Origin of the sequence: Pseudomonas lini (assembly GCF_964063345.1) — a bacterium.
GTDB classification, from domain to species: Bacteria; Pseudomonadota; Gammaproteobacteria; order Pseudomonadales; family Pseudomonadaceae; genus Aquipseudomonas; species Aquipseudomonas lini_B.
In genome coordinates, this window is sequence record NZ_OZ061318.1 from 4,061,966 (window position 1) to 4,085,328 (window position 23,363).

Consider the following 23,363-nt stretch of genomic DNA (forward strand, 5'->3'; position numbering starts at 1 on the left):
GGACATGAAAATCGCTTTTATCGGTCTCGGCAATATGGGCGCGCCGATGGCGCGCAACCTGATCAAGGCTGGCCATTCGCTGCGCCTGGTCGACCTGAACAAAGCTGTGCTGGCAGAGCTCGAGCAACTGGGCGGCAGCATCAGCGCTTCGGCACGTGAAGCGGCTCAAGATGCAGAGCTGGTGATCACCATGCTGCCAGCCGCTGTGCATGTGCGCAGCGTCTGGCTGGGCGAAGATGGCGTGCTGGCCGGGATCGCCAAGGGCGTGCCCGCTGTGGATTGCAGCACCATCGATCCGCAGACGGCACGCGACGTTGCCGCAGCGGCTGCCAAACAAGGCGTGGCAATGGCCGATGCACCGGTCTCCGGCGGTACTGGCGGTGCAGCGGCCGGGACGCTGACTTTTATGGTCGGCGCCACGCCTGAACTGTTCGCGACCCTGCAACCGGTGCTGGCGCAGATGGGCCGCAATATTGTCCACTGTGGCGAAGTCGGCACCGGGCAAATCGCCAAGATCTGCAATAACCTGCTGCTGGCGATTTCTATGGTCGGTGTCAGCGAAGCCATGGCCTTGGGCGATGCGCTGGGGATCGACACGACGGTGCTGGCGGGGATCATCAACAGTTCCACCGGGCGTTGCTGGAGTTCGGAGATGTACAACCCGTGGCCGGGTATCGTCGAAACGGCACCGGCCTCGCGCGGGTATACCGGCGGTTTCGGTGCCGAACTGATGCTCAAGGATCTGGGGCTGGCCACTGAGGCGGCGCGTCAGGCGCACCAACCGGTAATGCTCGGCGCGGTAGCCCAGCAGTTGTATCAGGCGATGAGCCAGCGCGGGGAAGGCGGTAAGGACTTCTCGGCGATCATCAACAGCTATCGCAAGCCCCAATAAAGGGCTTCCAGAGGCTGTGGCGAAGGAGCTTTTGTGGCGAGGGAGCTTGCTCCCGTCCGGCTGCGAAGCAGTCGTAAGTCCTGAGCATGCGGTGTATCTGAAACACCGCATCAGCTTGTTGGGTTCGCTTCGCGAACCAGCGGGAGCAAGCTCCCTCGCCACAAGGGATGCACATTCCAATCAGTTTTTTTGCCGAGAGACCACGTCGGGTGGTCTCTCGGTTTTTTGCATCAGGCAAACACGAAATACTTACGCACGGTCTCAACCACTTCCCACGTGCCTTTCATGCCTGGCTCGATGACGAAAATATCACCGGCGCGCAGATGGATCGGCGCCATGCCTTCCGGGGTGATGATGCAGTAGCCTTCCTGGAAATGGCAGTACTCCCACTTCACGTATTCCACGTACCACTTGCCCGGCGTGCAGATCCAGGTGCCCATGATCTTGCTGCCATCTTCGCTGGTGTAGGCGTTGAGGTTGACGGTGTGCGGGTCGCCTTCCAGCTTTTCCCATTTGCAGGCGTCGAGTACTGGCAGCGGATGGGTGTCGCGAAGGACGGTAATCGGTGCGGTCATGATGACTCCGGGCAGTGGGTTCAAGAACTGAAGTCGCACCCTATAGCGCCCACACACCGTTCAGTTGTCTGTATTCGACATTGAGCTGTCCAGAAACGCGCAGACTCTCAAAGACTTTCCAACGGGCAATCGGCTCTGGCCTGTATGAGGCTGGCTTCAAACTTGACCAATTGCTCGTGTTGATGCGTGAGTGCGGCAATCCTCTCGCTGATTTCGCACTTCTTGGCATCGATGGCTTGCTGCGCCAATGACCAGGGCATCGCCAGGCCTTGATGCCCGGCAAAGATCGCCTGCAACTCCTTGAGCCTGAAACCTAAGTGTTGAGCGCACTTGATGAAGATCAGCAGGTCGACGCTGTGCTGATCATAGACACGGTATTTTCCTTGTCGCCGAGGGGCAGGCAGCAAGCCGATCGACTCGTAATGGCGAATACTCTTGATCGTCGTGCCCGAGCGATGCGCGGCTTGGCCGATGTACATGAAAAGTCCTTTTTTGCCGAGGGTAAGCCAGCCCCATTATCGGCAGACTCATCGGCTGGCGATAGCCTGGGCTTGCAGCAGCCAGGTTTCGCGCTGACCGACACTGGACCCCAGAACCGGCCCGAAGGTGAGCGTGCGCTGAGGTTGGATGCCGCAAAACGCCAGGGTGGTTTTGCGCATTTGATGCAGGCCGGGCATGCGGTAGATCCAGCGGTAGTACCAGGGTGGCGTGTCCATGGTCACGAGCAGATGCGCGCTGCGGCCATGCAGCAATTTGTCGGGAAAGGCTTTGCCTTCGCGATACTTGAAGGCGAAGCCCGGAAGCAACACCCGATCAAGAAAACCCTTGAGCAAGGCCGGTACGCCGCCCCACCAGATCGGGTAGACCAGGGTCAGGTGTTCGGCCCACAGAATGTCCGCCTGAGCACGGCGCAAGTCGGCTTCCAGTGGCTGAATCTGTTGATAGCCTTCACGCAGCACCGGATCAAAATCCATTTTTCCTAGAAACAACTGACGCACCTCATGCCCGGCACGCAACGCCGATTGTGCGTAGCGTTCGGCAAGTGCGCCGCAGAAACTGTTGCTTGAAGGATGACCGAGGATCACCAGAATTCGTTTGCTCATCGTAACGGTCCCTGAAGATGAAACCTCAAGGGTAAAGTCTGCCCCTCAGGGGAGAGTCAAGGCGTTCAGCAAGGCCTGGGCGTAACCGGGCAGCACGGCGAAGTCCCGGGCGCACAGCAACAGTTTGCGTCGGGCCCACGGCTCTTTCAGTGCGATGCTTTTGAGCGGCGTTTCAGCTGACCAGCGTTCGACCGCCGCCAAGGGCACGATCGCCAGCCCGGCACCTCGGGCGACCATGCGCATCACGCCATCGAAACCATCGGCACGGATGCGGATCTGCATCCGTAAGCCGCTGTGCAGGGCTTGCTCTTCCAGGTACACGGCCAAGGCGCTGTTGGCGTTCAGGCCGACGTAATCATGATGCAAGGTGGCGCTGAAATTTATCGGTCCGGTGTCGGCCAAGGGGTGATCGTGCGGAAGGATCAGTGCCAGCGGATCGTCGCGGAAATAGCGAGTCTGAAGGCCGTCTGTATCGACAGCGTCGGACACGATGCCCAGGTCTGCCGCACCTTGGCGCAGGGCGTGGGTGATGCGCGCGCTGGGCAGCTCTTGCAGGTCGATGTCGAGGTTCGGATGGTCGCGCAGAAAGTCTGCCAGCAACTCCGGCAGGTACTCGGTGATCGCTGTGGTGTTGCACAACAACCGCACCTGGCCTTTGACCCCTTTGGCGTATTCGGCCAAGTCCTGCTGCATGCGCTCGGCCTGTTGCAAAAGAACTCGGGCGTGCTGCGCCAGGGCTTTGCCGGCGGGCGTCGGCGTTACGCCGCGACGGCCGCGTTCCAGAAAATCAGTGCCGAGTGAAGATTCCATCGCGCGTATTCGCGCACTCGCCGCTGCCAGGGACAAATGACTGCGGGCGGCGCCGGCGGTGATGTTGCCGGTGTCGAGGATGTGCAGGTAGAGGCGCAGGTCGGTCAGGTCGAAGTGCATCGTTACAGCCTCGGGAGGTTTGTTGTCTGGACGGGCCCTTTCGCGGGCAAGCCCGCTCCCACAGGGATCTGTGGAGTTCATGCAATCTGGACTACACCTCAAAAACCTGTGGGAGCGGGCTTGCCCGCGAAGGCGTCAGCAGCAGGAATGAAAATTCCAGCCTCTACCAAATCAAGAGGCAGCCTCAGTATATGGCAGATTTTCAAGGCAACCTTCAGGGCTCACCATAGCCCCATGAATACACTCGCCGCGTTCTATCAACATCTGGGTTTGACCCTGTCCTTATTGGTCATCACCACCTTCCTGCTGGCCGGGATGATCAAAGGCGTGATCGGCCTCGGCCTGCCAACCATCGCCATGGGCTTGCTCGGTCTGGCTATGGCTCCATCGCAGGCTGCGGCGTTGTTGATCATCCCCGCGACCCTGACCAACATCTGGCAACTGGCATTCGGCGGTCATTTGTGTGGGCTGCTGAAGCGGTTGTGGCCGATGCTGCTGGCGATTTTCATCGGCACGGGCGCCGGCACTTTGTGGATCGGCATCACCGGTGGGCACTGGGTTGTGCGGGGGCTGGGGGCGGCGTTGTTGATTTACGCCTTGAGCGGGTTGTTCCTGCCGACTTTGCGCGTCGGAGGTCGCACCGAGCGTTGGCTAGGTCCGCTCTGTGGCGTGCTGACAGGCATCGTCACCTCGGCCACCGGCGTCTTCGTGATTCCGGCGGTGCCTTATCTGCAAGCGCTGGGCTTGAGCAAGGATGAACTGGTGCAGGCACTGGGCCTGTCGTTCACCGTCTCGACCCTCGCGTTGGCCGCCGGCCTGTTATGGCGCGGCGCCCTCGGCGGTGGCGAGTTGAGCGCGTCGCTGTTGGCGCTGATTCCGGCGGTGCTCGGCATGCTGCTGGGGCAATGGCTGCGTCAGCGGATCAGCGCCGTGTTGTTCAAACGCGTGTTCTTCATCGGCCTCGGCGTGCTCGGCGGCCACTTGCTGATCAGCGGCTAGCGGACGAAGTGCTGAGCATTTCGATTGAGCGGATATCGAAATCCCGTTCCAGATACTCCATGCGCTCCTCAAGAAATTGCTGCATGTGCGGCAGGTTCGAGTGCACGTCCAGATGCGCCTGGGATTGCCAGATTTCGTAGAAGATAAACAGCGTCGGGTCTTGTTTGTCGCGCAGCATGTGGTACTCGATGCAGCCGGGCTCGGCGCGACTCGGTTCGACATAGGCACGGAAGAACGCTTCGAAGGCCTCGGCTTTTTCCGGGCGGGTCTTGGCGTGCAGGATGAAGCCTTGCAGTTCGCTCATCTGGTTGTCCTTGAAAGTCAGAGTCGGCGCAAGTTTATGGCAACAATTCCCTATCGATTCGTGCGTATTGGTCAAATGTTTTTTGCTGATTGAGCGCTTATTCCGAGCGAGTCGACTCGCTACTCTGCCGCCATCGAATTTCAACCTTGCGAGACTTCTCATGAAAAAAGTCCTGTTGCTCAATGGCGGAAAAAAGTTTGCCCACTCCGATGGTCGCTACAACACGACGTTGCACGAAGCGGCGCTGAGCGTGCTGGATCGCGGCGGTGTGGATGTAAAAGCCACTTTCATCGACGAGGGCTACGACGTTGCGGAGGAAGTCGCCAAATTCCTCTGGGCCGATGTGATCATTTATCAGATGCCCGGCTGGTGGATGGGCGCGCCCTGGACAGTCAAGAAGTACGTTGATGAAGTCTTCACCGAAGGCCACGGCAGCCTCTACGCCAGCGATGGCCGCACGCGCTCCGACGCGTCGCAGAAGTACGGCAGCGGCGGTTTGCTGCACGGTAAAAAATACATGCTGTCGCTGACCTGGAACGCGCCGCAGCAAGCCTTCGACGACCCGACCGATTTCTTCGAAGCCAAAGGTGTGGACGCGGTGTACTTCCCGTTCCACAAGGCCAACACCTTCCTCGGCATGACCGGTTTGCCGACCTTCTTGTGCGTGGATGTGATGAAACGCCCGAACGTCGAAGCCGATGTGGCGCGTTATGAGCAGCACTTGAGCGAGGTGTTTGGCCTTAAGGCATAACGCTCAGCTACTATCGATGTCTGAAGCGGGCACTGAATCTGTGGCGAGGGGGCTTGCTCCCGCTCGGCGGCGAAGCCGTCGTAAAGTCAGCCGACGCGGTTTGCTGAACCACCGCATGTGCTGGTTTTGGGTCCGCTTCGCGCACCAGCGGGAGCAAGCTCCCTCGCCACAGGCAAGCCCCGCTCCGCAGCAGAACGGCGCAGGACAATCGATAAGGGACACCCGTGAAAGCCAGATCCGATGAGTTGCAGATTTTCGTCTGCGTAATTGAATGCGGGTCGATTTCAGCTGCGGCCGAACAGGTCGGGCAAACGCCGTCGGCGGTCAGTCGCACGTTGTCGCGACTGGAGGCCAAGCTCGACACCACGCTGATCAACCGCACCACGCGGCGCATGGATTTGACCGAGGAGGGCAAGTACTTCTTCGAACACGCCAAGCTGATTCTCGATCAGATGGACGAACTCGAAGAGCGCCTGTCCTCACGCCAGCAAACCCCTTCCGGGCGTCTGCGAATCAATGCCGCGTCGCCGTTCATGCTGCACGCCATCGTGCCGTACATCGATGAGTTCCGCCGTCTGTACCCGGACATCCAGCTCGAACTCAACAGCAACGACCTGATCATCGACCTGCTCGAACAAAGTACCGACATCGCCATCCGCATCGGCACGCTGGCCGACTCGACCCTGCACGCCCGCTCACTGGGTTGCAGCCCGCTGCACATCGTCGCCAGCCCGACGTATCTGGAACAACACGGCGTACCGGCCGCTGTTGCCGATCTGGCTGAACATACGCTGTTGGGTTTCACCCAGAACGAAGGCCTCAACCAATGGCCGTTGCGCTATGTCCATGGTGATCGCTGGCCGATCCAGGCGTCGATCAGTGCGTCCAGTGGCGAGACGATCAGGCACCTGGCGCTGGCAGGGCAGGGCATCGCCTGCTTGTCGCACTTCATGACCATCGACGACATCCGCGCCGGTCGCTTGCAGGTGCTACTGGCGGAGTTCAACAGCGGATATCGCCAACCGATCAACGCGGTGTACTACCGCAACTCGCAACTTGCCTTACGGATTCAGTGCTTCCTGGACTTCATCCAGGGCAAATTGGCGGCTTATGCGATTGCGGATTTCAAGGGCTGATTCGTAGACCGCGTCGTCGTTCTTCGCGAGCAAGCCCGCTCCCACAGTGGACTTGCGTCGATTCACGATGATGGGAACGACACAGGACCACTGTGGGAGCGGGCTTGCTCGCGAAAGCGTTTCTGCCGGCTCATTCACTGGCCGGCCTGCCCTCAATTCCGTAACATCCGCCCTCTCTTCTCCCGCCTGTATTTTTAGGTAAGCCATGAAACCCAAACGTCTGCGTGCCGATGTCCTGGCCGGACTCACGACCTCTTTCGCCCTGTTGCCCGAATGCATCGCCTTCGCTCTGGTGGCCCACCTCAATCCATTGATGGGGCTTTACGGCGCTTTCATTATCTGCACCCTGACTGCGCTGTTTGGTGGACGGCCGGGGATGGTGTCTGGCGCCGCCGGATCGATGGCCGTGGTGATTGTCGCGCTGGTGGTGCAGCACGGCGTGCAGTATTTGCTGGCGACTGTGCTGCTGGGCGGGTTGATCATGCTGGCGTTCGGTCTGTTGAGGCTGGGCAAACTGGTGCGCATGGTGCCGCACCCGGTAATGCTCGGCTTCGTCAATGGTCTGGCGATCGTCATCGCCCTGTCCCAACTCGAGCACTTCAAAAGTGGTGAAGGGTGGTTGAGTGGCTCGCCGCTGTACCTGATGATCGGGCTGGTGGCGCTGACGATGGCCATCGTCTATCTGATGCCGCGCCTGACACGTGCCGTGCCGCCAGCGCTGGTGGCGATTCTAGGCGTTGGGCTGGCGGTGTATCTGCTCGGTCTGCCGACCCGAACCCTGGGCGACATGGCGCACATTGCCGGTGGCTTGCCGGTTTTTGCGCTGCCAGACATCCCCTGGAACCTGGACACCCTGCGCATCATCGGCCCTTACGCGATATTGATGGCGATGGTCGGTTTGCTGGAAACCCTGTTGACCCTGAGCCTGACCGACGAAGTCACCGAGAGCCGTGGCTACCCGGATCGCGAGTGCGTGGCATTGGGTGCCGCCAATATAGTGTCTGGCGTGTTCGGCGGGATGGGCGGTTGCGCCATGATCGGGCAAACCGTGATCAACCTCAGCTCCGGTGGTCGTGGTCGACTATCCGGTGCAGTGGCCGGGATGATGATTCTGCTGTTCATCCTGTTTCTGTCGCCGCTGATCGAGCGTATCCCGCTGGCCGCACTGGTTGGGGTGATGTTCGTGGTGTCGCAGCAGACCTTCGCCTGGGCTTCGCTGCGGGTGCTGAACAAGGTGCCGCTGAACGATGTCTTGGTGATCATCGCGGTGACGGTCATTACGGTGTTCACCGATCTGGCCATCGCCGTGTTGTGCGGGATCATCATTGCGGCGCTCAACTTTGCCTGGCAACAGGCTCGTGAGCTGTATGCCGATATTCATCAGGAAAGCGACGGCAGCAAACTCTACCGCCTGCATGGCACCCTGTTTTTCGCTTCTACCACGCCATTTCTCAACCAGTTCGACCCAGCCAATGATCCGGCCCAGGTGACCCTTGATTGTCGCCACCTGAGCTTTGTCGACTACTCGGCCGTTGCTGCGCTGAAGACATTGCGCGAGCGTTACGCCAAGGCTGGCAAGCAGCTACGTGTTCTGCATTTGTCCGAACGCTGCAAGAAACTGCTCAAACGCGCCAGTGAGCATCACGACTGAAATCGATAAGTGATCGTTCCCACGAGCGTGTGGGAACGATCAAAGAACGTCTGCGGCGGATCAGGCCCAAGATACCGTTCGAACTGTACGAGTGAATGTGGAGGGTTGGAGCACGATCTACGTCACAGGAAAAAAGCCTAAGGAGCTGCACGGCTTCCAGGTCCCTCCCTCGATGATCAGTCGAGAACTATCGCTCCTGACGGAGCGATAGTCGAGATACAAGGAGCTGCCGAAGGCTCGGGCCGCGTTCGGACGATCTTTTGATCTGTGCCTCATGGTGGCACATTGCAGTTAAAGAAAGCCGCAACCAAGCCGAAGCGCTGACATCCAGCCCAGCTACACTCTGGGCCTTTTCAGTTTGGGAGCAACTCCATGAGCTTCGGCAAAACCACCCCAATCCTCCGGATTTTCGATGAAACCAAGGCAGTGGAGTTCTACGTCGACTTCCTGGGGTTCAAGATCGATTGGCAGCATCGCTTCGAAACAAACTTCCCGCTGTACCTGCAAATCTCTCGCGGCGAATGTGTACTGCACCTGTCCGAACACCATGGCGACAGCACACCGGGCTCGGCCCTACGCATCGAGACCGACGAGCTGGAAGCTTTTCAACAGCAATTGCTGGCCAAGCACTACAAGTTCGCGCACCCACAGATCCAGGCCATGCCATGGGGTAGCCAAGACATGACCGTGACTGATCCGTTCGGGAATCGGTTGGTGTTTACCAATGCAATTAGTGTTTGAGTGAGCTGATCAAGCGAGGCCTATCGATTGTTGGATAGACTCGCTGGATGATTTCACTCACATTCTGCCCAGGGATTTGTTGTACTCGTTAAGCCGGTACAAAAGCTCCCTCCCTCTGGATATCTCTGCTCGTGAATTGTTTATTTCGTGTTGCATCGCTGTGCGACTTAACGGATTTGAACTTTCAATGCCCATTCGATTGGCAATCGAGCTCTTTACCCGGTTGATTCCACCTTTCAGTCCGCCCGGTTCTATCTCTTCCATACCCAACTGATCAAACGCGTCATTAATGGCGCGGGAGTCGTTCTCCAGATAGCCATCAAGCTCAACCAGTGCGTTGTTCAGACGCTGGATTTTTTGTGAAGGAATGCCGTTGATGGCTTTGGCTGCCTGAGTGGACGCTTCGAAATTGGCAATCCAGGCCCCTTTGACTGCGGCGACTTTTGTCAGGATAAAGCTGGTTATCATGAGTGACAGTTTTTTCTGTCCGGCGGGATTGTGAGGATCCAGATCTTTGATCGCTTTGCGCGACTTTGTCGTTACGTCAAAGAAACCTGTCCGTCCCTCATGTTCAATTTCGTCGGGGGCCAACCGACTGGTTTGCGGGTACATCGGCACGGTCAAATGCTGTGCAGGTCCAACTTTCCCTGCGATCGCGTCAACTGTTAACGAGGTGCCAGTCATGGCCCCCACCACTGCAACAGGGCCGCCAGGTGAGGCCAGTATGCCGGCTCCGACGCTAAGCAAGTGTCGCGCTGCGTTATAGCCGTAAATCTGGAACAGTTGTCTGGTGATGTCCTTATTGCTCGTGCTGTTGTAGATCTGGTGGTTCAACAAACCGACTCTTTTGCGCACCTCGGACAGAATGCCTGGATAGGTGGCTATCTCTTCCTTGATGTCGAGTTCCTCCCTGTTGTAACCGTGTTTGTCGGTGTAACGCATTGGATTGTTCCTCACCATGCAATACAGGTTCAACCCGTCAACCACCCCCGTCGGGTCGGGGCTGATCCAGCGCTGCAACCACGGTGCGTAATACCTTTGCCCGTAGTAATAGAGGCCACTGGCATCGCGCTCCTTGCCGGAATATCGAATGGTCCGGTAATTGGCTTCCACCTCTGAACGAGAGGCTGCCCATGCCGTTCCGCCAAATGGGAAGTAACTCTCCTGACTGATCAGCTCAGCGTTGCCGTCAAGTTCCAGTGAACTTGATCCCAGATGATCGTCAAGGCTATAGCGCAATTGATCCTCAGGTATTCCCGACGGTTGACCCTCGATCCAGTGCAGGCAACGAACGCTGCCACGACCGGCTCGCACGGTAATGACTTCCAGGCGCTCCTTCGCTCGGATACGAATTTCAAGCCCTGGCAAGTAACGGACTTCCTGAGTGTGAGTGACCGATGCACCCAGGATGACCGTCGTTTTTTGCAGGCGTTGACCGCTGCTGTCGTAGCAATAACGCTCATGGTCGTTGGGGGCGCCTTCACGCTTGACCAACACCACGCCGATCAGTTGGTTACGGGCATTCCATTGCAACGACTGTCCGGATTGCAAGGCGAGCGAATTACCGTTGGAATCACAGGTGATTGAAGTGTCTTGCGACTCGCTGCCCTGCCGCCATGACATAAGCCGATTGCTGACGTTTGCCACATTGAAGGTTCGGGTGTAGTTGTTGCGATCGCGCACATGGCGTAACTCGGTCAGGTTGCTGCCTGCGTCGTATGTGTAGTGCTGGGTGTAGTTGAACAGTTGTCGGGCGTTGTCGGGAATTCTGCCGAGAGGCGGTATGTATGGCGCAGCACTTGTGCCGGCTGCTTCCCTCCCGCTTGCACTGGTCAATTGGTAGAGGCTGTCATAGGTAAAGGTGCTGACGGCTTCAATCTTTTGGTTGCTGGCAAACTGCACCGCTTGGGCGCTGTCCTCGATTTTCGTCACATTGCCCACCGCGTCATGGCTGTAGTGCATCGCTTGCAAGGTTTTGCCTGATACGGATGCGGTCAGCGAGGTCATGCGGCCGTTGGCGGGATCGAATGTCGCACGGCTGATGACGTTGTTGCCGCTGGTCTGGGATTCAATCTGGCCGGCGGCGTCGTACACGAAGTCCTTTACCAGGATATTTTCTCTGGCGGCGCCTTTGAGTGTCAGCCCCACGGTTTTGAGCTGGCCGGCGACGTCGAAGGCAAAGCGCTGTTGATGGTGGCCGGCATTCTCCTGCCGGACTACCGTTCCCGTTGCGTCGTAATGCCAGACCGTTTTGAAGCCGTCGCCTGTTTCCCGTAACAGATCCCGACTGTGTTCCTCTACCGGCCAGTTCACAGGTTCGGTGTTCAACAGAAAGTGGCGTGTCTGATGCGAAGGTTTGCCTGCGAGGGCATATTCGTCGATGAACAGAGTGCCTGCTTCGTCGTCGTGGCGGATCAGCAGGCCGCATCGATTGAGCGCGGCCGAGTCTGCCGAGTTGTCGCCGTAGCTGAAGCGCTCGACGATACGTGCCGGTTGTCCCGCCGCCTCTTCCCTGATCGTGACTGGCCGTAATTGATTGTCGAAAGTCGTTTGCCAATGACTGCCTCGCTGATCCCAGATGCGCAGTATCTGCCCGGCGTCCCCTGGAAGATTGACGCGCCAACCGGCGTCGATGCTGTCGGTCAGCAATGGCTTGCCCGACAGGCTGTAGTGGGTCAGCAGATTGGCCTTCGTAAGCCTACCGAACAGCCGCGGATCCCTTTGTGCCACCAGGCGCCCGGAAAGGTCATGGCTTTGGCTGCTGATCCGCGCCTGGCAAATGTCACCGGTATTGCGTCGCCAATAGGCAATATGTCGTACGGGCAGTCCGCGACTGTCGATGGCGGTGATCGTCGGGGTCTTGTTGTGTACGCTCATGCCTCACCTCCGGTTGTTTTGGCCAGTTCAGACATGACCTCTTCCAGAGTGTCGTTCTCGTCTTCGTACACGGTGTACCAGGGGTGACGGGTATATCGGCGCATAGGTGACACGCCGTTTTGTTTGGCTAGACGCGTGCAGGCGAGCCGCTCCAACGGATCGTAAAACTGCTCGTCGTGGCAGCCGTGAGCACGCAGGGACGCGTCATCGACGTAACGATGCTGATCGGCGAAGTAAGGACGGTAGATTCGGATCGGCAATCCCTTATCGCTGTATTCCACCCGCTCACTGACGCGCCAGCGTTGTGCGGTGGCCTGTTGCCGGAGGGCCGTTCCTTCGCTTGTCAACTGACCCTGGTCGTTGACGACAAAGGCTATTCCCGGTTCGACCTTTTGCTTGTTCTGGAGCATGCGGCCAAAGCCGTCGAAGTCAGTAACCGATAGGCGGATCTGTTTCTGATCGTCATCTGGAAAACGATCGCAAACCAGGACGGCCATGTGCACCGGTTCGCGAGGCGCAGCAGCGAGTTCGTTTTGCAGTGTGTCGTCGTCGACCGAGGGGCGTTGAAGGTTTGCCAATCGGGTTCGTGCCGAAGAACGGATATGCCCCGTCGGGAGCAGGTCGTGGTTGCTCACGCAGCGGTTCAGCCAGGCTGGGTCCGCCAATGCGGCGTCCGAAACGCGGCCCATCCAGCTCATTGGCGCGTAATAGCTGGCACTGGCGGCGTTCTGGAGGGCCGCTTTTTCTTGCGTGATCGCGTTTTCCGGACTTTCGAATGCCGGTCGTTGGTACTCGGTGACAGGTTTGAAGCCGACAAGCTTGTTGTTCGTATAGCGATGGAAACTACTGACCAACAGTTGGCCGAAACCGTTATAGAGACCTTCCTGCACATTGCCATTGGGATCACTGATGCTTTTAGGCTGGAACGTCCGGTAATCATGATTGGCTTTGGTGATGCAGCGATCGGGCCCCTTGAACTCGGTGATGAAGCAGTAACGGTTGTCGTAGCGAAGTTCGGTTACACCAAGGCTCTTGCTGGGCTGAAAGGTTTTCGGTCGGTAAAAACCTTCCACTGCGGCATACGTCACGAAAGCGCTTTTGACTGACCAGAGTTTCGTGGTGGAGCACTCGGGGAAAAAATCGCTCATGCGCTGATAGCCGCTGCGTTCGAGCAACCCTCCTTTAGGTCTTGAGGCTTGCGGCAGGACGTCGAATGCGCTGAAGGCCGTTCTGTCCAGTTCAGCCGTTTCCACATGATCGATCAGCGCCTCGAAGCTTGCGATGCCATCCGGCAAGGTCTGCGGGTTTGATGCGTGCCTGTAGCGTTGCACACTCAATCCGGTCAGGACGCACCGATCCATCCACATGGCACTTGTGACGAGCGTGACAAGTTTTTCATAGGTTATGCCCTTGGCGGTCAAACCGTCGGTTTCCGGCAGTTTGGGAAATTTCAACCCATTGATGCGCTGACGGTAGGGCAGACCCAGGCGCCAACCCTGAACCTGATCCAGATGAATGAATGCGGCACGGGTTTCGGTCAGGTAATAGAACTGTTGCTCCGGATCATGGGCGTCGCGCCACCATTTTTGTGGGTCTTCGTCGCTGTACGGCGGCGTGTCGTCGACCGTTTTACGTCGCGCGTAATGGACGTTCAGGCTATGAGTCAGGGCGCCATAGGCATCGTGTTGCAAATTGATCGTGTGCTGGCATTGAGGGTCATCAGCAACGTTTTCGTACTGGTAACGGATGGCCTCCAATTGCAGTGGCAACAGCCTGGCGTATCGCTGGTAAATTCCTCGGGGCTGCAACTGCCGAATCAGGAAGCGGTTTTCTTCAATCGAATAAAGTGTTCTGGTTTTGCTGCGCTTATCGAGTCCAAAGAGCTCGGTACGCAGCGGATAACCGCTAAGGGCTCGGGCCATTTCAAGGATGGTCAGCTCATCCGGTGTCTGGATCAGAGTGTCGCTGCCGATATCTGCCGAATACTGACAGAGCAGTGTTTTGCCCAAGGGGACCGCTTGCTTGTCTGCCCGGTTGTACCGGGTACGTGGCATGTCGATGTTTTGCCCGGTATGGAACCAGCGTCTTTGCAGAAATGACGGGGTGAAAGCTGCCCCGTCGATACTGCCCTCTGTCTCTTCTCTGTCGGTGTGCTCCAACAGACCGAAGCCGCGAAATTCACGTTCGATGCCATCGTAATAGCCTTTTCTGTAGGAAAAGCTCTGGTTTGATCGGTTGCCGGTGATCTCATCAAGTCGGGTCAGCTTTGAAACCACGGGCAGGGCAAACGGCACATGGCAAATGGGAGGGCGATCCGCTTTGAGCTCCTCTTCTTTTTCATCCAGCCATTCCTGCGCTGAACTGCGGTAATCGATGCTGATGGCAGCGCCCATGTTGTTATTGGTGCCGGTGAGCAAGTAGGGTTTGGCACTGATGAAATCGTAGCGCCAATGCCGGGTAGCTTCATGGGTACTACTCAGAATCAGGCTCGAGCAGCCGAGCCCCTGCAGATCGGCGACGCTCACCTGGCATAGCCGGTCGTACTTCACGCTCGCCGGCCAGGGCAGGACAATGGGCGCATCGAAGCCATTGCCGCATCGGTTCATAAAGATCTGTGCATGATCCGCGTCCAGGTAAATCAGATCGGTAGCGCCAGAACCATCCAGATCCGCCAGTCGAATACGTGACGCGTCGAATGTCTCGCGAGCAATGTTCAGCGAGCCCAGCACAATCCCGTTGCCGAAGCGTCCATGGCCCATGTTTGGCCAACACTTCACTTCGTTGTGACGAATGCGCACCAGGTGCTGCTGGCCACTGCCCAGTACATCGCTGAAAGCGACCAGTTCGGCGGGTGATGGTCTGAGCACCGGCAGGGAATCGTCATGCAGGGCACGAGGGACTTCGCGGGCCGCCGCAAAACCCCCTTCTCGCTGGTTGGTGTACAAGCGCACGCTGCGAGGGCCGATCAGCGTCAGGTCACTGAACCCCTGGCCCGTCAGGTCGGCCAGTTGCCCTTCAAGGTTGAAAAACTCGAGAGGGAATTGACTGAAAGCGGCGAAATTCGACCAGGTACGGTCAGGGTTGAGAGAAAAAACCCCGTGGAGCCCGGGCCGGCTGATCACCCAGTCCAGACGACCATCACCGGTGAGATCGCTCAGTGACTTTTTTGTGGCACTGGACATCGGGATAGCGGGCAAGGTGTGCCATTGACCGTACGCCACTGCTTCTTGTTTGCCCTTGGCTCGCGTGGGCTCGCGGTAGAGCCAGGCATTGTCACTGGCGTAGAGGATCCCTGGCAGTCCTTCGCCATAGAGGTCAACCAGCTGATAGCGTTGTCCGTCGTTGAACCCCGGCATGTGGTCAAACGGTTGCCACCGTTGGCCGGAAAAATTCAAATTGAACGGGCTGTAGCTGAATTCGACCGGGGGATGATTATCGGCGGTGGCCGATTCGGAAAACGCCTGCTCATGAGCCGCGCACAGGTGGTGATAACCCAATGGCGTTTGGCGGTATTCCAGCAACAGGCGCCGAACCAGAACCGGATCGACGCCCAACTCGCAAGGGAAGCGGTGAAACATCAGGACCTGGTGGCACAGGCGTTCGGTACGCAGTTCAAAACCATAAGCGAAACTGGAAAAACTGTCTTCGCGCCTTAGCCACTGCTGCGCCGTGTAGGACGGTTTTCCGGTGTAGCCGATACTGCGTTCGCCATAGTCGAACAGCATTTCGAAGTGCCATTCCACCGTTTTCAGGCGCTCTTCTTTCCATGAATACAGGTGAGCATCCGCAGCAAAGTTGCCATAGCAGACATCGCTCAAATAGCGCTGTGCCGTGGGGCCCTCATTGTTCACTTCGGGTTTGTACCGGTAGACAATGTGTTCGCCATGGGCATTCATGCTCTCCTCCAGCAACCATTCTGCGACCCGGTTAGCGCTCAGTGGATCGGCACGACGCGAAGAGGCGTTTTTTCCATACAAGTGAAGGCTGCCATCTGCACCGTGGATCAGCCAGAAGCCTGCTTTGTCGGTTTCCGAGGACCAATGCTCAATGCGTTCAAACGTCCTTTCGACACGAGGAAAATGACGCACGACTGAGTAAGCCGTATCCAGTTGAAGCTCGTTGTACTTGCTGATTTGGAGTTCAACGAGCGCGCCGTTTGTGTCGCGCTCCGGCAACCATACAACCCCGCCCGGACCGACAATCTCGTCGTCTTGCGTATAGGTCGGCACACCCTTGCTGGTGCGTCGCGCCACAACCGGCAATGAGATTGCCCAACCGATGCCGAACACGCTATTGCCGGCAGAGCTTTGGTAACTCAGTGCCAGTGACGGGGCAAAGTCGCGTCCCGGCGAAATCGGCAATGCGATCTCATAGGTCGCCGCGCCGTTGGGGCCGATACTGTCCGCGCCTTTACCAATGCTCTGAATGGCACCGCCACCCTTGGGCAGTGACGGAGCGTTCACGGAAATTTCAGACTGCCCGTTCATTGCGAACCTCCGCCTGACCGGGCCGTGTAGCAAACATGGACGATGATGTCGGTAAGGGATTGGAGCATGACTTTTTGAGCGGTGTGGTTGGGAAACGCCAACTTCCACTTCGAAACAGCGCCGGTGTACTCGAACGGCAGGTAGCGTTCATCCTGGAAGTTCAGCGTGAACAGACCGTTGTCATCGACACCCGTCGAGAGTGCGATTTGCTGATTGGCTCTCAGACCTTTCAGGACGGTCTTGTCGTCGCCGGGCATGAGCACTTCGCTGCTGGTCTGGGTCAGCGTGGCGCGGATGTCTTCATAGGGACCAACGACGGCAGGCAGGGAAATGCTGATGCTCTTGATCCGGCGCAGGCAGTGCCCGGGGTAGTCGTTGTCGAACAGCAGCGCCGTCAGTTCAAATTCGCACCAGCCGTTATTGACGAGGTCGGATTTGATTCCTGTGCGCGTTACCCCGATGTCTGATGCGGCCGTGTCATCCCACGGCTTGTTGATCGATGCCGGCGTCTGGTCTTTCGCCTTGAGTTGGCACAGCGACACGGTCTTGCGGATTTCCAGCTCACGCTCGTTGCCCAGAAGGAAGGCATTCTTCATCTTCAGCAGGCCCAGCTTCATACGTTCGCCGGGGCCGAGTCCACGGTAAGTGCTGTTCCAGGACAAATTCTGGAAGAGCGGTTGAGTGGAGTTGTCGGCCGACTCGTAGCGCCAACTCCGTTCGGTGGACCGGCACAGAGAGAAGGTCGAGTCATACACCTGATAATAGAAACTGGAGAATTGTTGGGTGAACCACTGATAAAGCTGGGAGTTGGTGAAGCGCTTGCTGAGGAAAACATAGGAGGCCCGGGCCTGGTCGAGAGACGTTTGGGTCTGCCGCAATAGCAGTCGTGAGGCGGTTTCCCGTTCGACCTGCAGCGCCAGTTGTGCATCGATCTGGGCGATTTCCAGGGTCGCCTGATCGCGTGCAAGCGTCCAATCCTGGTGACGGCGACGGTACTGCGCAGCACGTTCCAGAGCATCGCCCGCGCCATACGCCGCGGATGCCGCGCCTTGGGCCAGGGCCATCGCGGCGAAGGGAGGACCTTCAAGGCGAGCGCCGCCGTCCGCCAGGCCAAATACGTTGGGAAGAACCTTCAGCCCTTCACCGACGGCATGTGCCGCATGAGCCGCTCCTTCTGTGATACGCCCCGTCAAATGCAAAGCGGCGGCTGCCACTTCTTCTGGATTGACCACCTCGTTGACCAACTGACTGTAGTAATCACGGCGACCCTCGGCGATGGCTTTACCGGCAATCAATGCTTCCCGGGATTTTTGATCGATCTTCAGGGCCTGGGTCTGCAGGTCTACTGCGATGTTGGCGATATCCCAGACATGTTGTTGCTGAAGTTCCTGGTAGCTGGCTTGCTCACTGCGTTCGATGAACGACATCAAGGCGGCGCCGAACTGGATCACGGTCTCTACCGCACTCATGGCATGGGCATGCAGCGTGCTGAAGCGATAAGGCGGAATCTCTTCGCCCTGGTGTCGGTCAGTGCCGGGCTCTGCTGCGCGTGGGGTGTTGGCGCCGATAAGTTCATTTGCCACGGCTGGTGGGGCGAAGAGCGAGAGCCTCAGGGGACGGCCAACGATGTCCAGGTTATGCCGAAGATTGTGCAAGCGACTTTCGAGCTTGTCCCAGTGTGGAACCAGTATGGGGTTGAAGGGCAGGCGCAAATGCGGGGAGTCAATGGCCTGTGTGGAAAGCGGGCGTACATAAGGGCGGACGCACACCGCAGGAGCCAGCCCCGTCGAGGACACGTTCAGGTGATTTTGGCCCTCTGACCCCAGCGTTTTTTCAAACTCCCGCAGCTTTGTGCTGGTCTGCTCGCTGAAGGTTTTCAGCGGGAGGGATGTCCATAGATCGGTCTGCCGGATATCGGGGCGGGGGCCTAGCAGGTTCTGGGCGCGTAGATACCAGAGCTTCGCGTCTGTCAGGCTGTCCGGGGTCAATTCGCGGTACGCGTGGTCCCCGTGGTTGAGCAGAATGTCGATGTAGAGCATGTACAAGGCTTTGCGAAAGTGCACGGGATGACTCAGTGCAATCTGGTGCGGATCTTGTGGATCCTGAATGGCATGGCTGGACTGGGCTGATGTAGGCGTTTTGTTGATCAGTGGCTCGGCGTTCCAATAGTCAGGATGACCGTCGCTGACTTCTTTTCGGCCGGGATCAAACAGGTAATGCATCCAGCGTTCGGCCTCGCTGTATTGGCGTTCCTGGTTGAAGCGGTGCGCCACCAGCCAGGGAAGGTACAGGAACAGCTCCACGAAGTAGCGGCCGTAGGCGCCGTAGAAATCCAGTTGCTCTGACGGTTTACTGTTCTCGAAGGGTGGTTCCTGCAGATGTTGAGAAGGCCAGTTCAGCAACTTGTCCATGCTTTCTTCGGCGCGTTCGATCAGGTGTCTGGCGAAGGTGATGTTCATACGGATGGGATGGCGAGGTTGGTCGGTTTGAACTTCGCTTTTTTCTATCGCAGTATTTTTGAAGTCGATGAAGTCTGTCGTGCCTAACGCAGTATCCGTGTAGGAATCAATCTTGGGGGCGTTCTTGTCGGGCTGTTTATCAAGCTCGAAAATTGGCTGGGTGAGTTTGAACTGGAAGTGTTTATGCTCGGCCAACAATAAGAATTCGATCAGCTTCGACAGATGAGCATCAACCCCAGGGGTTGATTCCTTGAAAATGATATCGGTGGATATGACGTGATCCTTGTCGATGCGGGCCGACATCATGAACAGTTCAGTCTGTGTCTCCGTTATTTTCACCTTGGTGAACAGACCGATGAACAGAACTGTGGAATCACTCTTGTAAGTTTGCATAGCAAGGGTCTGGGTGCTTTTTTGCAACATCGCCAAGTTCGACGTTCCGAGAGTTTTGGGGGCATAACTTTGTGCACAGGTTCGTGGCGCGCTCCAACTCCCGTCGTATTTTTTGAAACACATGTTCAGGCGAAACAGCGGTCGGGTTACGCTCTGCTTATCTGTCGCCGATTGATCCTGCCAGATGCATTCCGCCCAGATCACATACAAGCGATTATTGAACATGACCGGACGTGTGGTGTGTTCGATGGTGCTGTCGCTTACTGGCAGATCGATCCGATGCCAGTCGGACCATGCCTGCGGTTCCGGGGCATCGTATTTTGCGGTCCGGGAGCCCGGCATGAAGGGGCGACAGGCCATGTCCAGCGAGCGCCAATACCAGGTGTTGGCCGCACGTGACCTGGCGATGAAGTAGTAGGTGCTGTTGGCAAAATCGCTTCCATCGATGTACCCATTGACGATTTCCAGGTTGGCCACTTCCTCCAGTCGGCTCAGGTAGGCCAGCACCGCCGTCTGCACTGATTCGGCAGTGAGCTGGTTGCGGTTGAGGTCGTTTTCCAGCTGCCCGAAGCTATCTGTTCTGGTCTTGCGAAGCGTCGGGTCAAGATAGGCCGCGGGGAAATGGTACAGACGCTGATTGCTCGCCCAGTCCTGGTAGTGATGCATGACCAGGCGCCAGGCTTCGACCTGCTCGGCAGGAATTTGCGCGGTGTGATAGCCAGGCTCCATATTGGCCAGAATGCTGTTGATGTATTGCTGAAGACTGGCAATGGCACAGGCCACCGGACTGGTCGGCACGTCCTGGCTGACCAGTACGTCCAGCAACCAGTACTGGTAAAGGTCATCGGCGGTCTTGAGGTGCTCTGCAATCTTCAGGGATTTGAGTGTTGCATCCTGAGGGACGATTGCAGACAGATAGAACCCGAGTTGCGCATCACGCAGGCTCTCGTTGAGTTGTTTTTCAATAGCAGCACACATGTTCGTTCCTTGAGCATGCAGTGGAGTCAGTGGCTGGCAGCCATGACCGCTTCACCGACGGTTTTCCATTGATCGGCCGGGCTGGCGTTGTCCAGGCTAGTGGCCTTGAGCAGGGCGGCGGCACTGAGGCCGGTGGCCTTGCAGGTGGCGTGGCAGCGCGCTACCCAATCGATTTCCTTCATGGTCATGGCGCGCCGGAACGTCAGGTTCGAGGTGAGTACGGTTACTTCTGCCGTGGTCCAGCTCAGCAATTGCGCCAGACGGCCGTTGTAGTCACCTCCGCTATGGCGCAGGTCAGCCAGCTCCAGGTAACTCAGCAGGCTTTCTTCCGGTTGCCGGTAAGCATCAAGGAAATGGATGAAGCGATCGAACAGATACAAAACCTTGAATGACAGTCTCAGTTGGCCGTCGGGCGTGTCCAGCCACGAGGGCCGGCGCAGCAAATTGGTCAGGGCCTTGTTGCTCAACTGCAGCCGTGCAGCGACCTCCGCGTGGCGCAACAGCGAATGCAACTGGCGCGCCAGCTGATGCGAGTCCTTTGACTCCAGTACCGTGGTGAGAATCTGATGCACCGAGGTGTTCGCCCAGATCACGACATCCTTTGCGCAGTTCATGGGCAGCAGGAGCGCTTCCTGCAAAAACACTTCGACCAGATGCTGTTGGCGGTCATGGGCCCGCAGGAGAAGGTTTGTCAGTTTTGGCTTGCAGTCGTTTTTGAGCCTCAGGTTTTTTCCGGCGTCCTCATCCAGGATGAGCGTCTCGACATCGATTGCTGTGTTCACGGCCCGGGTCAGACTTTGCGATGTATCGCTGTAAATCCCGGGCGCAAAGTTTTTCACCAGACCCTTCTCATCAAGCAGTGTCTTGGCCAGATCCGCGCGCAAATCCACCGTTTGCGGCAGCGCCAACGTTGCGAGTTCCTGTGGGGTTATCAGGTTCAGGCGTGTTTGCTGTTTCAATTGAATGAGATGTTGCTGCAGATCCCCCAAGGGATAGTCGCCAGCGTCCGACAGTGCAAGAACGCGTTGCAGCATGGGGATGTCGAAGATGGACTCTTTGATCCAGCGGGTCACCCAGTCCAATTGCATCAGCACGTTGAACATGTCGGACGCAGGCATTTGCCCGGTTACCAGACACAGTGAAATGCTTTCCCCTGCGAGCAAATTCGTCAATGTCGTCAGTTCGGTGATCGAAAGCCCGAACAATCGAGCCGTGCGTACCTGGCGATAAATGGAAGACAGCGTGTGCAGATCACATTTGAGCGAACCCAGGTGTTTCTGCGTGTTCTTGACCACTTGCAGGAGCGAGTCCTCTGTAAGCGGCAAGCCAAGGCTGGCGCTCAAGTGTTGGAGCACGGTGTGCGAATCGGGATCGGAACCGCCCGCGGTAAACGTTCGGCCATCCAGTTTCAATGGCGTATCGAACAGTCGGGCCCGATTGAACACCTTGTCGAACAGGGGGATGTTTTCGCCGCTGGCGCAAGGTGATACCTGATACAGCAGCGCTGCAAACTCTTCAGCCGTAATCGAATATCTGCGGCTCAGATAACGGTAAGTGCCGAGAGTCCGCATGAGATAAACGTCGAGCTGCATCTTTTGATTGCGCGGTATCTGCGATTCGAATGCACTGCAAATCAAGGTGTCCAGATCGCTGAACGGAATGTCGAGCCAACGTTGAAGACGGATCATTCGATGCAGACGCTCGAGTCGTTTCTCTGTGAGATGGGCGATTTCCCTGGGTTTTGTTTCCGTGTCCAGGCTCATGGATGTGCTGTTTTCAGCAGGAGGTCCGTTTACGTAGCGGGCTCCGAATGGATGGACGAGTGGTGCCCCGGTTGAGACGTTAGGCGATGTGTTCGGTGCGTGCTTGCCTTGTGCGAGCAAGGCCTCCAGTTGTTCGGCTTTGAGCTCGGTTCGCTCCAGAAAGCTGTTTATTTTCTTCAGGTCGGAAACTGACGCGGTGCCGTATATCTGCGTCCAGTCGGTGTTTTTGGCGAAAGCCGTCTCTGTCAGCAGTGCCTGGCGTTTCGGTCCAAGCCCGGACATCAGCATCTGAGCGGTATCAGAGGTGGTCTCCAATACATTGCCGTACTGTGTGTTTCGGTTTGGATTCAGAGGCAGGACGTCGCTGATGAGGTAGTTCAGCTCTCCCAGTACCGGTTTGCCCCCGCTCAGTCCCAGCAGGCACTGATGTTGAAAAAACTCATAGGGGAGTGCGAAGGGATAGGACTTTTGCGCCAGAACGTCATAGGTCGATTTTCCCTGGTCGGAGGGGGGCAGCGCCTTCTGAATATTGCGGTCCAGTATCGAATTGACCAGCCCGAGCATCGGTTGTGCCGCGAAGGTGCTTTGCTGATCGATCGACAGATCTGCCAGGTCGGGTCGTCGTTTTTCCAGCAAGATTCGATTGGCTTTTTCAGTCGCCGATTGCGACGTGCTGGACTCCAGTTGCAATGCAAAGAGGTACAGCGCCCTGAGGTAGGCGACCGGTGAGTCAATGGATGCGATCGAATCAGTCTTGCACGCTTCGTTCCAGTTTTCCTTGAACAGATTGGTGTAGGAAGGCCCCTGTTGCTCGACCGCACGAATGCCGAGAGGGTGCCATTGGTGTTGAGCAAGTCCGTCTGAAAGCCGCTGCTCCCGATACAAATGGCTGATCTGGGCGGCCAGGCATTTGGCATTGTCGTAGATACTTTTTGCGTAGCCTTTGAGCTGTTCGTCGTTCTGGATGGCGTTGTGTAAACGCTCCTTGAATTGAGTTTCGGTGAGCCGGGTGATATCGAACACCGAGGTGAGTTTCAGCGTGTTTTTAAAAAGCTTTTCAAGTGACTCTTTGTGGGTTTTCTCGGTGCTGTAGGCGCCGATCAGGGAGGTGAGTAACGGATTGTCGTCCATGCCGATTGGGCTCCTTTGATGGAGCAAACAACATTAGGGCGTGGCGTGAGGGCGGGCTGTCAGTCACTTCGCTGATGGAAGACTGGAATTTTCAGCACGTGGTCGGGGAAAAAGGGGAGGCGGCCGTGGGATTTGCAAACCCCACGGCCGAGCGTTCTTGAATTCCCCGCTAGTGCAGGAACTGGCGGGAAGA

At 57.4% G+C, this 23,363-nt stretch carries 15 protein-coding genes; 6 read left to right on the top strand and 9 right to left on the bottom strand.

The annotated features are described in order from the left end of the window. The first annotated feature begins 4 nt into the window (after nt 1-4). Nucleotides 5-892 carry a 3-hydroxyisobutyrate dehydrogenase gene (gene mmsB, locus AB3226_RS18295; protein WP_305423693.1) on the top strand — a complete coding sequence of 296 codons (888 nt, stop codon included), beginning with the start codon at nt 5-7 and terminating at the stop codon, nt 890-892. Between the two features lie 230 nt (nt 893-1,122). On the opposite strand, the gene AB3226_RS18300 is transcribed toward mmsB, so the two are convergent. From AB3226_RS18300 to AB3226_RS18315, 4 genes are all read right to left on the bottom strand, one after another. After that, nucleotides 1,123-1,467 (bottom strand): cupin domain-containing protein, encoded by a 345-nt coding sequence (locus AB3226_RS18300; RefSeq protein WP_007900627.1) that lies wholly within the window; start codon nt 1,465-1,467, stop codon nt 1,123-1,125. Nucleotides 1,468-1,574: 107 nt separating this feature from the next. Next, nucleotides 1,575-1,946, bottom strand: a complete 372-nt coding sequence (locus tag AB3226_RS18305) for a MerR family transcriptional regulator (RefSeq protein WP_367374080.1) — start codon at nt 1,944-1,946, stop codon at nt 1,575-1,577. A 48-nt stretch (nt 1,947-1,994) separates the two neighbouring features. Beyond that, nucleotides 1,995-2,570 carry an NAD(P)H-dependent oxidoreductase gene (locus AB3226_RS18310; RefSeq protein ID WP_367374081.1) on the bottom strand — a complete coding sequence of 192 codons (576 nt, stop codon included), beginning with the start codon at nt 2,568-2,570 and terminating at the stop codon, nt 1,995-1,997. Nucleotides 2,571-2,615: 45 nt separating this feature from the next. Beyond that, nucleotides 2,616-3,500, bottom strand: a complete 885-nt coding sequence (locus AB3226_RS18315; protein WP_367374082.1) for a LysR family transcriptional regulator — start codon at nt 3,498-3,500, stop codon at nt 2,616-2,618. A gap of 234 nt (nt 3,501-3,734) precedes the next feature. On the opposite strand from AB3226_RS18315, the gene AB3226_RS18320 reads away from it, so the two are divergent. Continuing rightward, nucleotides 3,735-4,499: a sulfite exporter TauE/SafE family protein gene (locus tag AB3226_RS18320; RefSeq protein ID WP_367374083.1), complete on the top strand. Its 765-nt coding sequence runs from the start codon at nt 3,735-3,737 to the stop codon at nt 4,497-4,499. Here the strand turns inward: AB3226_RS18320 and AB3226_RS18325 are convergent. Continuing rightward, on the bottom strand, nt 4,489-4,803 hold the full coding sequence (locus tag AB3226_RS18325; protein WP_367374084.1) for a putative quinol monooxygenase: 315 nt from the start codon (nt 4,801-4,803) through the stop codon (nt 4,489-4,491). The two genes, AB3226_RS18320 and AB3226_RS18325, sit on opposite strands and share 11 nt — an antisense overlap. Nucleotides 4,804-4,963: 160 nt before the next feature. On the opposite strand from AB3226_RS18325, the gene AB3226_RS18330 reads away from it, so the two are divergent. The 4 genes from AB3226_RS18330 (at nt 4,964) to AB3226_RS18345 (ending at nt 9,082) form a co-directional block, all read left to right on the top strand. Next, the gene (locus tag AB3226_RS18330) at nt 4,964-5,554 is read left to right on the top strand and encodes an NAD(P)H-dependent oxidoreductase (RefSeq protein WP_008005541.1); all 591 of its coding nucleotides are present in this window, start codon (nt 4,964-4,966) and stop codon (nt 5,552-5,554) included. A 224-nt stretch (nt 5,555-5,778) separates the two neighbouring features. Then, nucleotides 5,779-6,690, top strand: a complete 912-nt coding sequence (locus AB3226_RS18335; protein WP_367374085.1) for a LysR substrate-binding domain-containing protein — start codon at nt 5,779-5,781, stop codon at nt 6,688-6,690. A 205-nt stretch (nt 6,691-6,895) separates the two neighbouring features. Then, nucleotides 6,896-8,341 (top strand): SulP family inorganic anion transporter, encoded by a 1,446-nt coding sequence (locus tag AB3226_RS18340; protein WP_367374086.1) that lies wholly within the window; start codon nt 6,896-6,898, stop codon nt 8,339-8,341. A gap of 372 nt (nt 8,342-8,713) precedes the next feature. Then, nucleotides 8,714-9,082 (top strand): glyoxalase superfamily protein, encoded by a 369-nt coding sequence (locus AB3226_RS18345; RefSeq protein WP_367374087.1) that lies wholly within the window; start codon nt 8,714-8,716, stop codon nt 9,080-9,082. A 57-nt stretch (nt 9,083-9,139) separates the two neighbouring features. Here AB3226_RS18345 and AB3226_RS18350 read toward each other — a convergent pair whose 3' ends face one another. The 4 genes from AB3226_RS18350 to AB3226_RS18365 are packed head-to-tail and all read right to left on the bottom strand — an operon-like array spanning nt 9,140 to nt 23,170. Beyond that, nucleotides 9,140-11,959 (bottom strand): RHS repeat domain-containing protein, encoded by a 2,820-nt coding sequence (locus AB3226_RS18350; RefSeq protein WP_367374088.1) that lies wholly within the window; start codon nt 11,957-11,959, stop codon nt 9,140-9,142. Further along, nucleotides 11,956-16,446: a SpvB/TcaC N-terminal domain-containing protein gene (locus AB3226_RS18355; RefSeq protein WP_367374089.1), complete on the bottom strand. Its 4,491-nt coding sequence runs from the start codon at nt 16,444-16,446 to the stop codon at nt 11,956-11,958. Before AB3226_RS18355 ends, AB3226_RS18350 begins: the two co-directional genes overlap by 4 nt. Continuing rightward, on the bottom strand, nt 16,443-20,276 hold the full coding sequence (locus AB3226_RS18360; protein WP_367374090.1) for a neuraminidase-like domain-containing protein: 3,834 nt from the start codon (nt 20,274-20,276) through the stop codon (nt 16,443-16,445). Before AB3226_RS18360 ends, AB3226_RS18355 begins: the two co-directional genes overlap by 4 nt. Nucleotides 20,277-20,302: 26 nt before the next feature. Beyond that, nucleotides 20,303-23,170, bottom strand: a complete 2,868-nt coding sequence (locus tag AB3226_RS18365) for a Tc toxin subunit A (protein ID WP_367374091.1) — start codon at nt 23,168-23,170, stop codon at nt 20,303-20,305. Nucleotides 23,171-23,363: the final 193 nt, after the last annotated feature.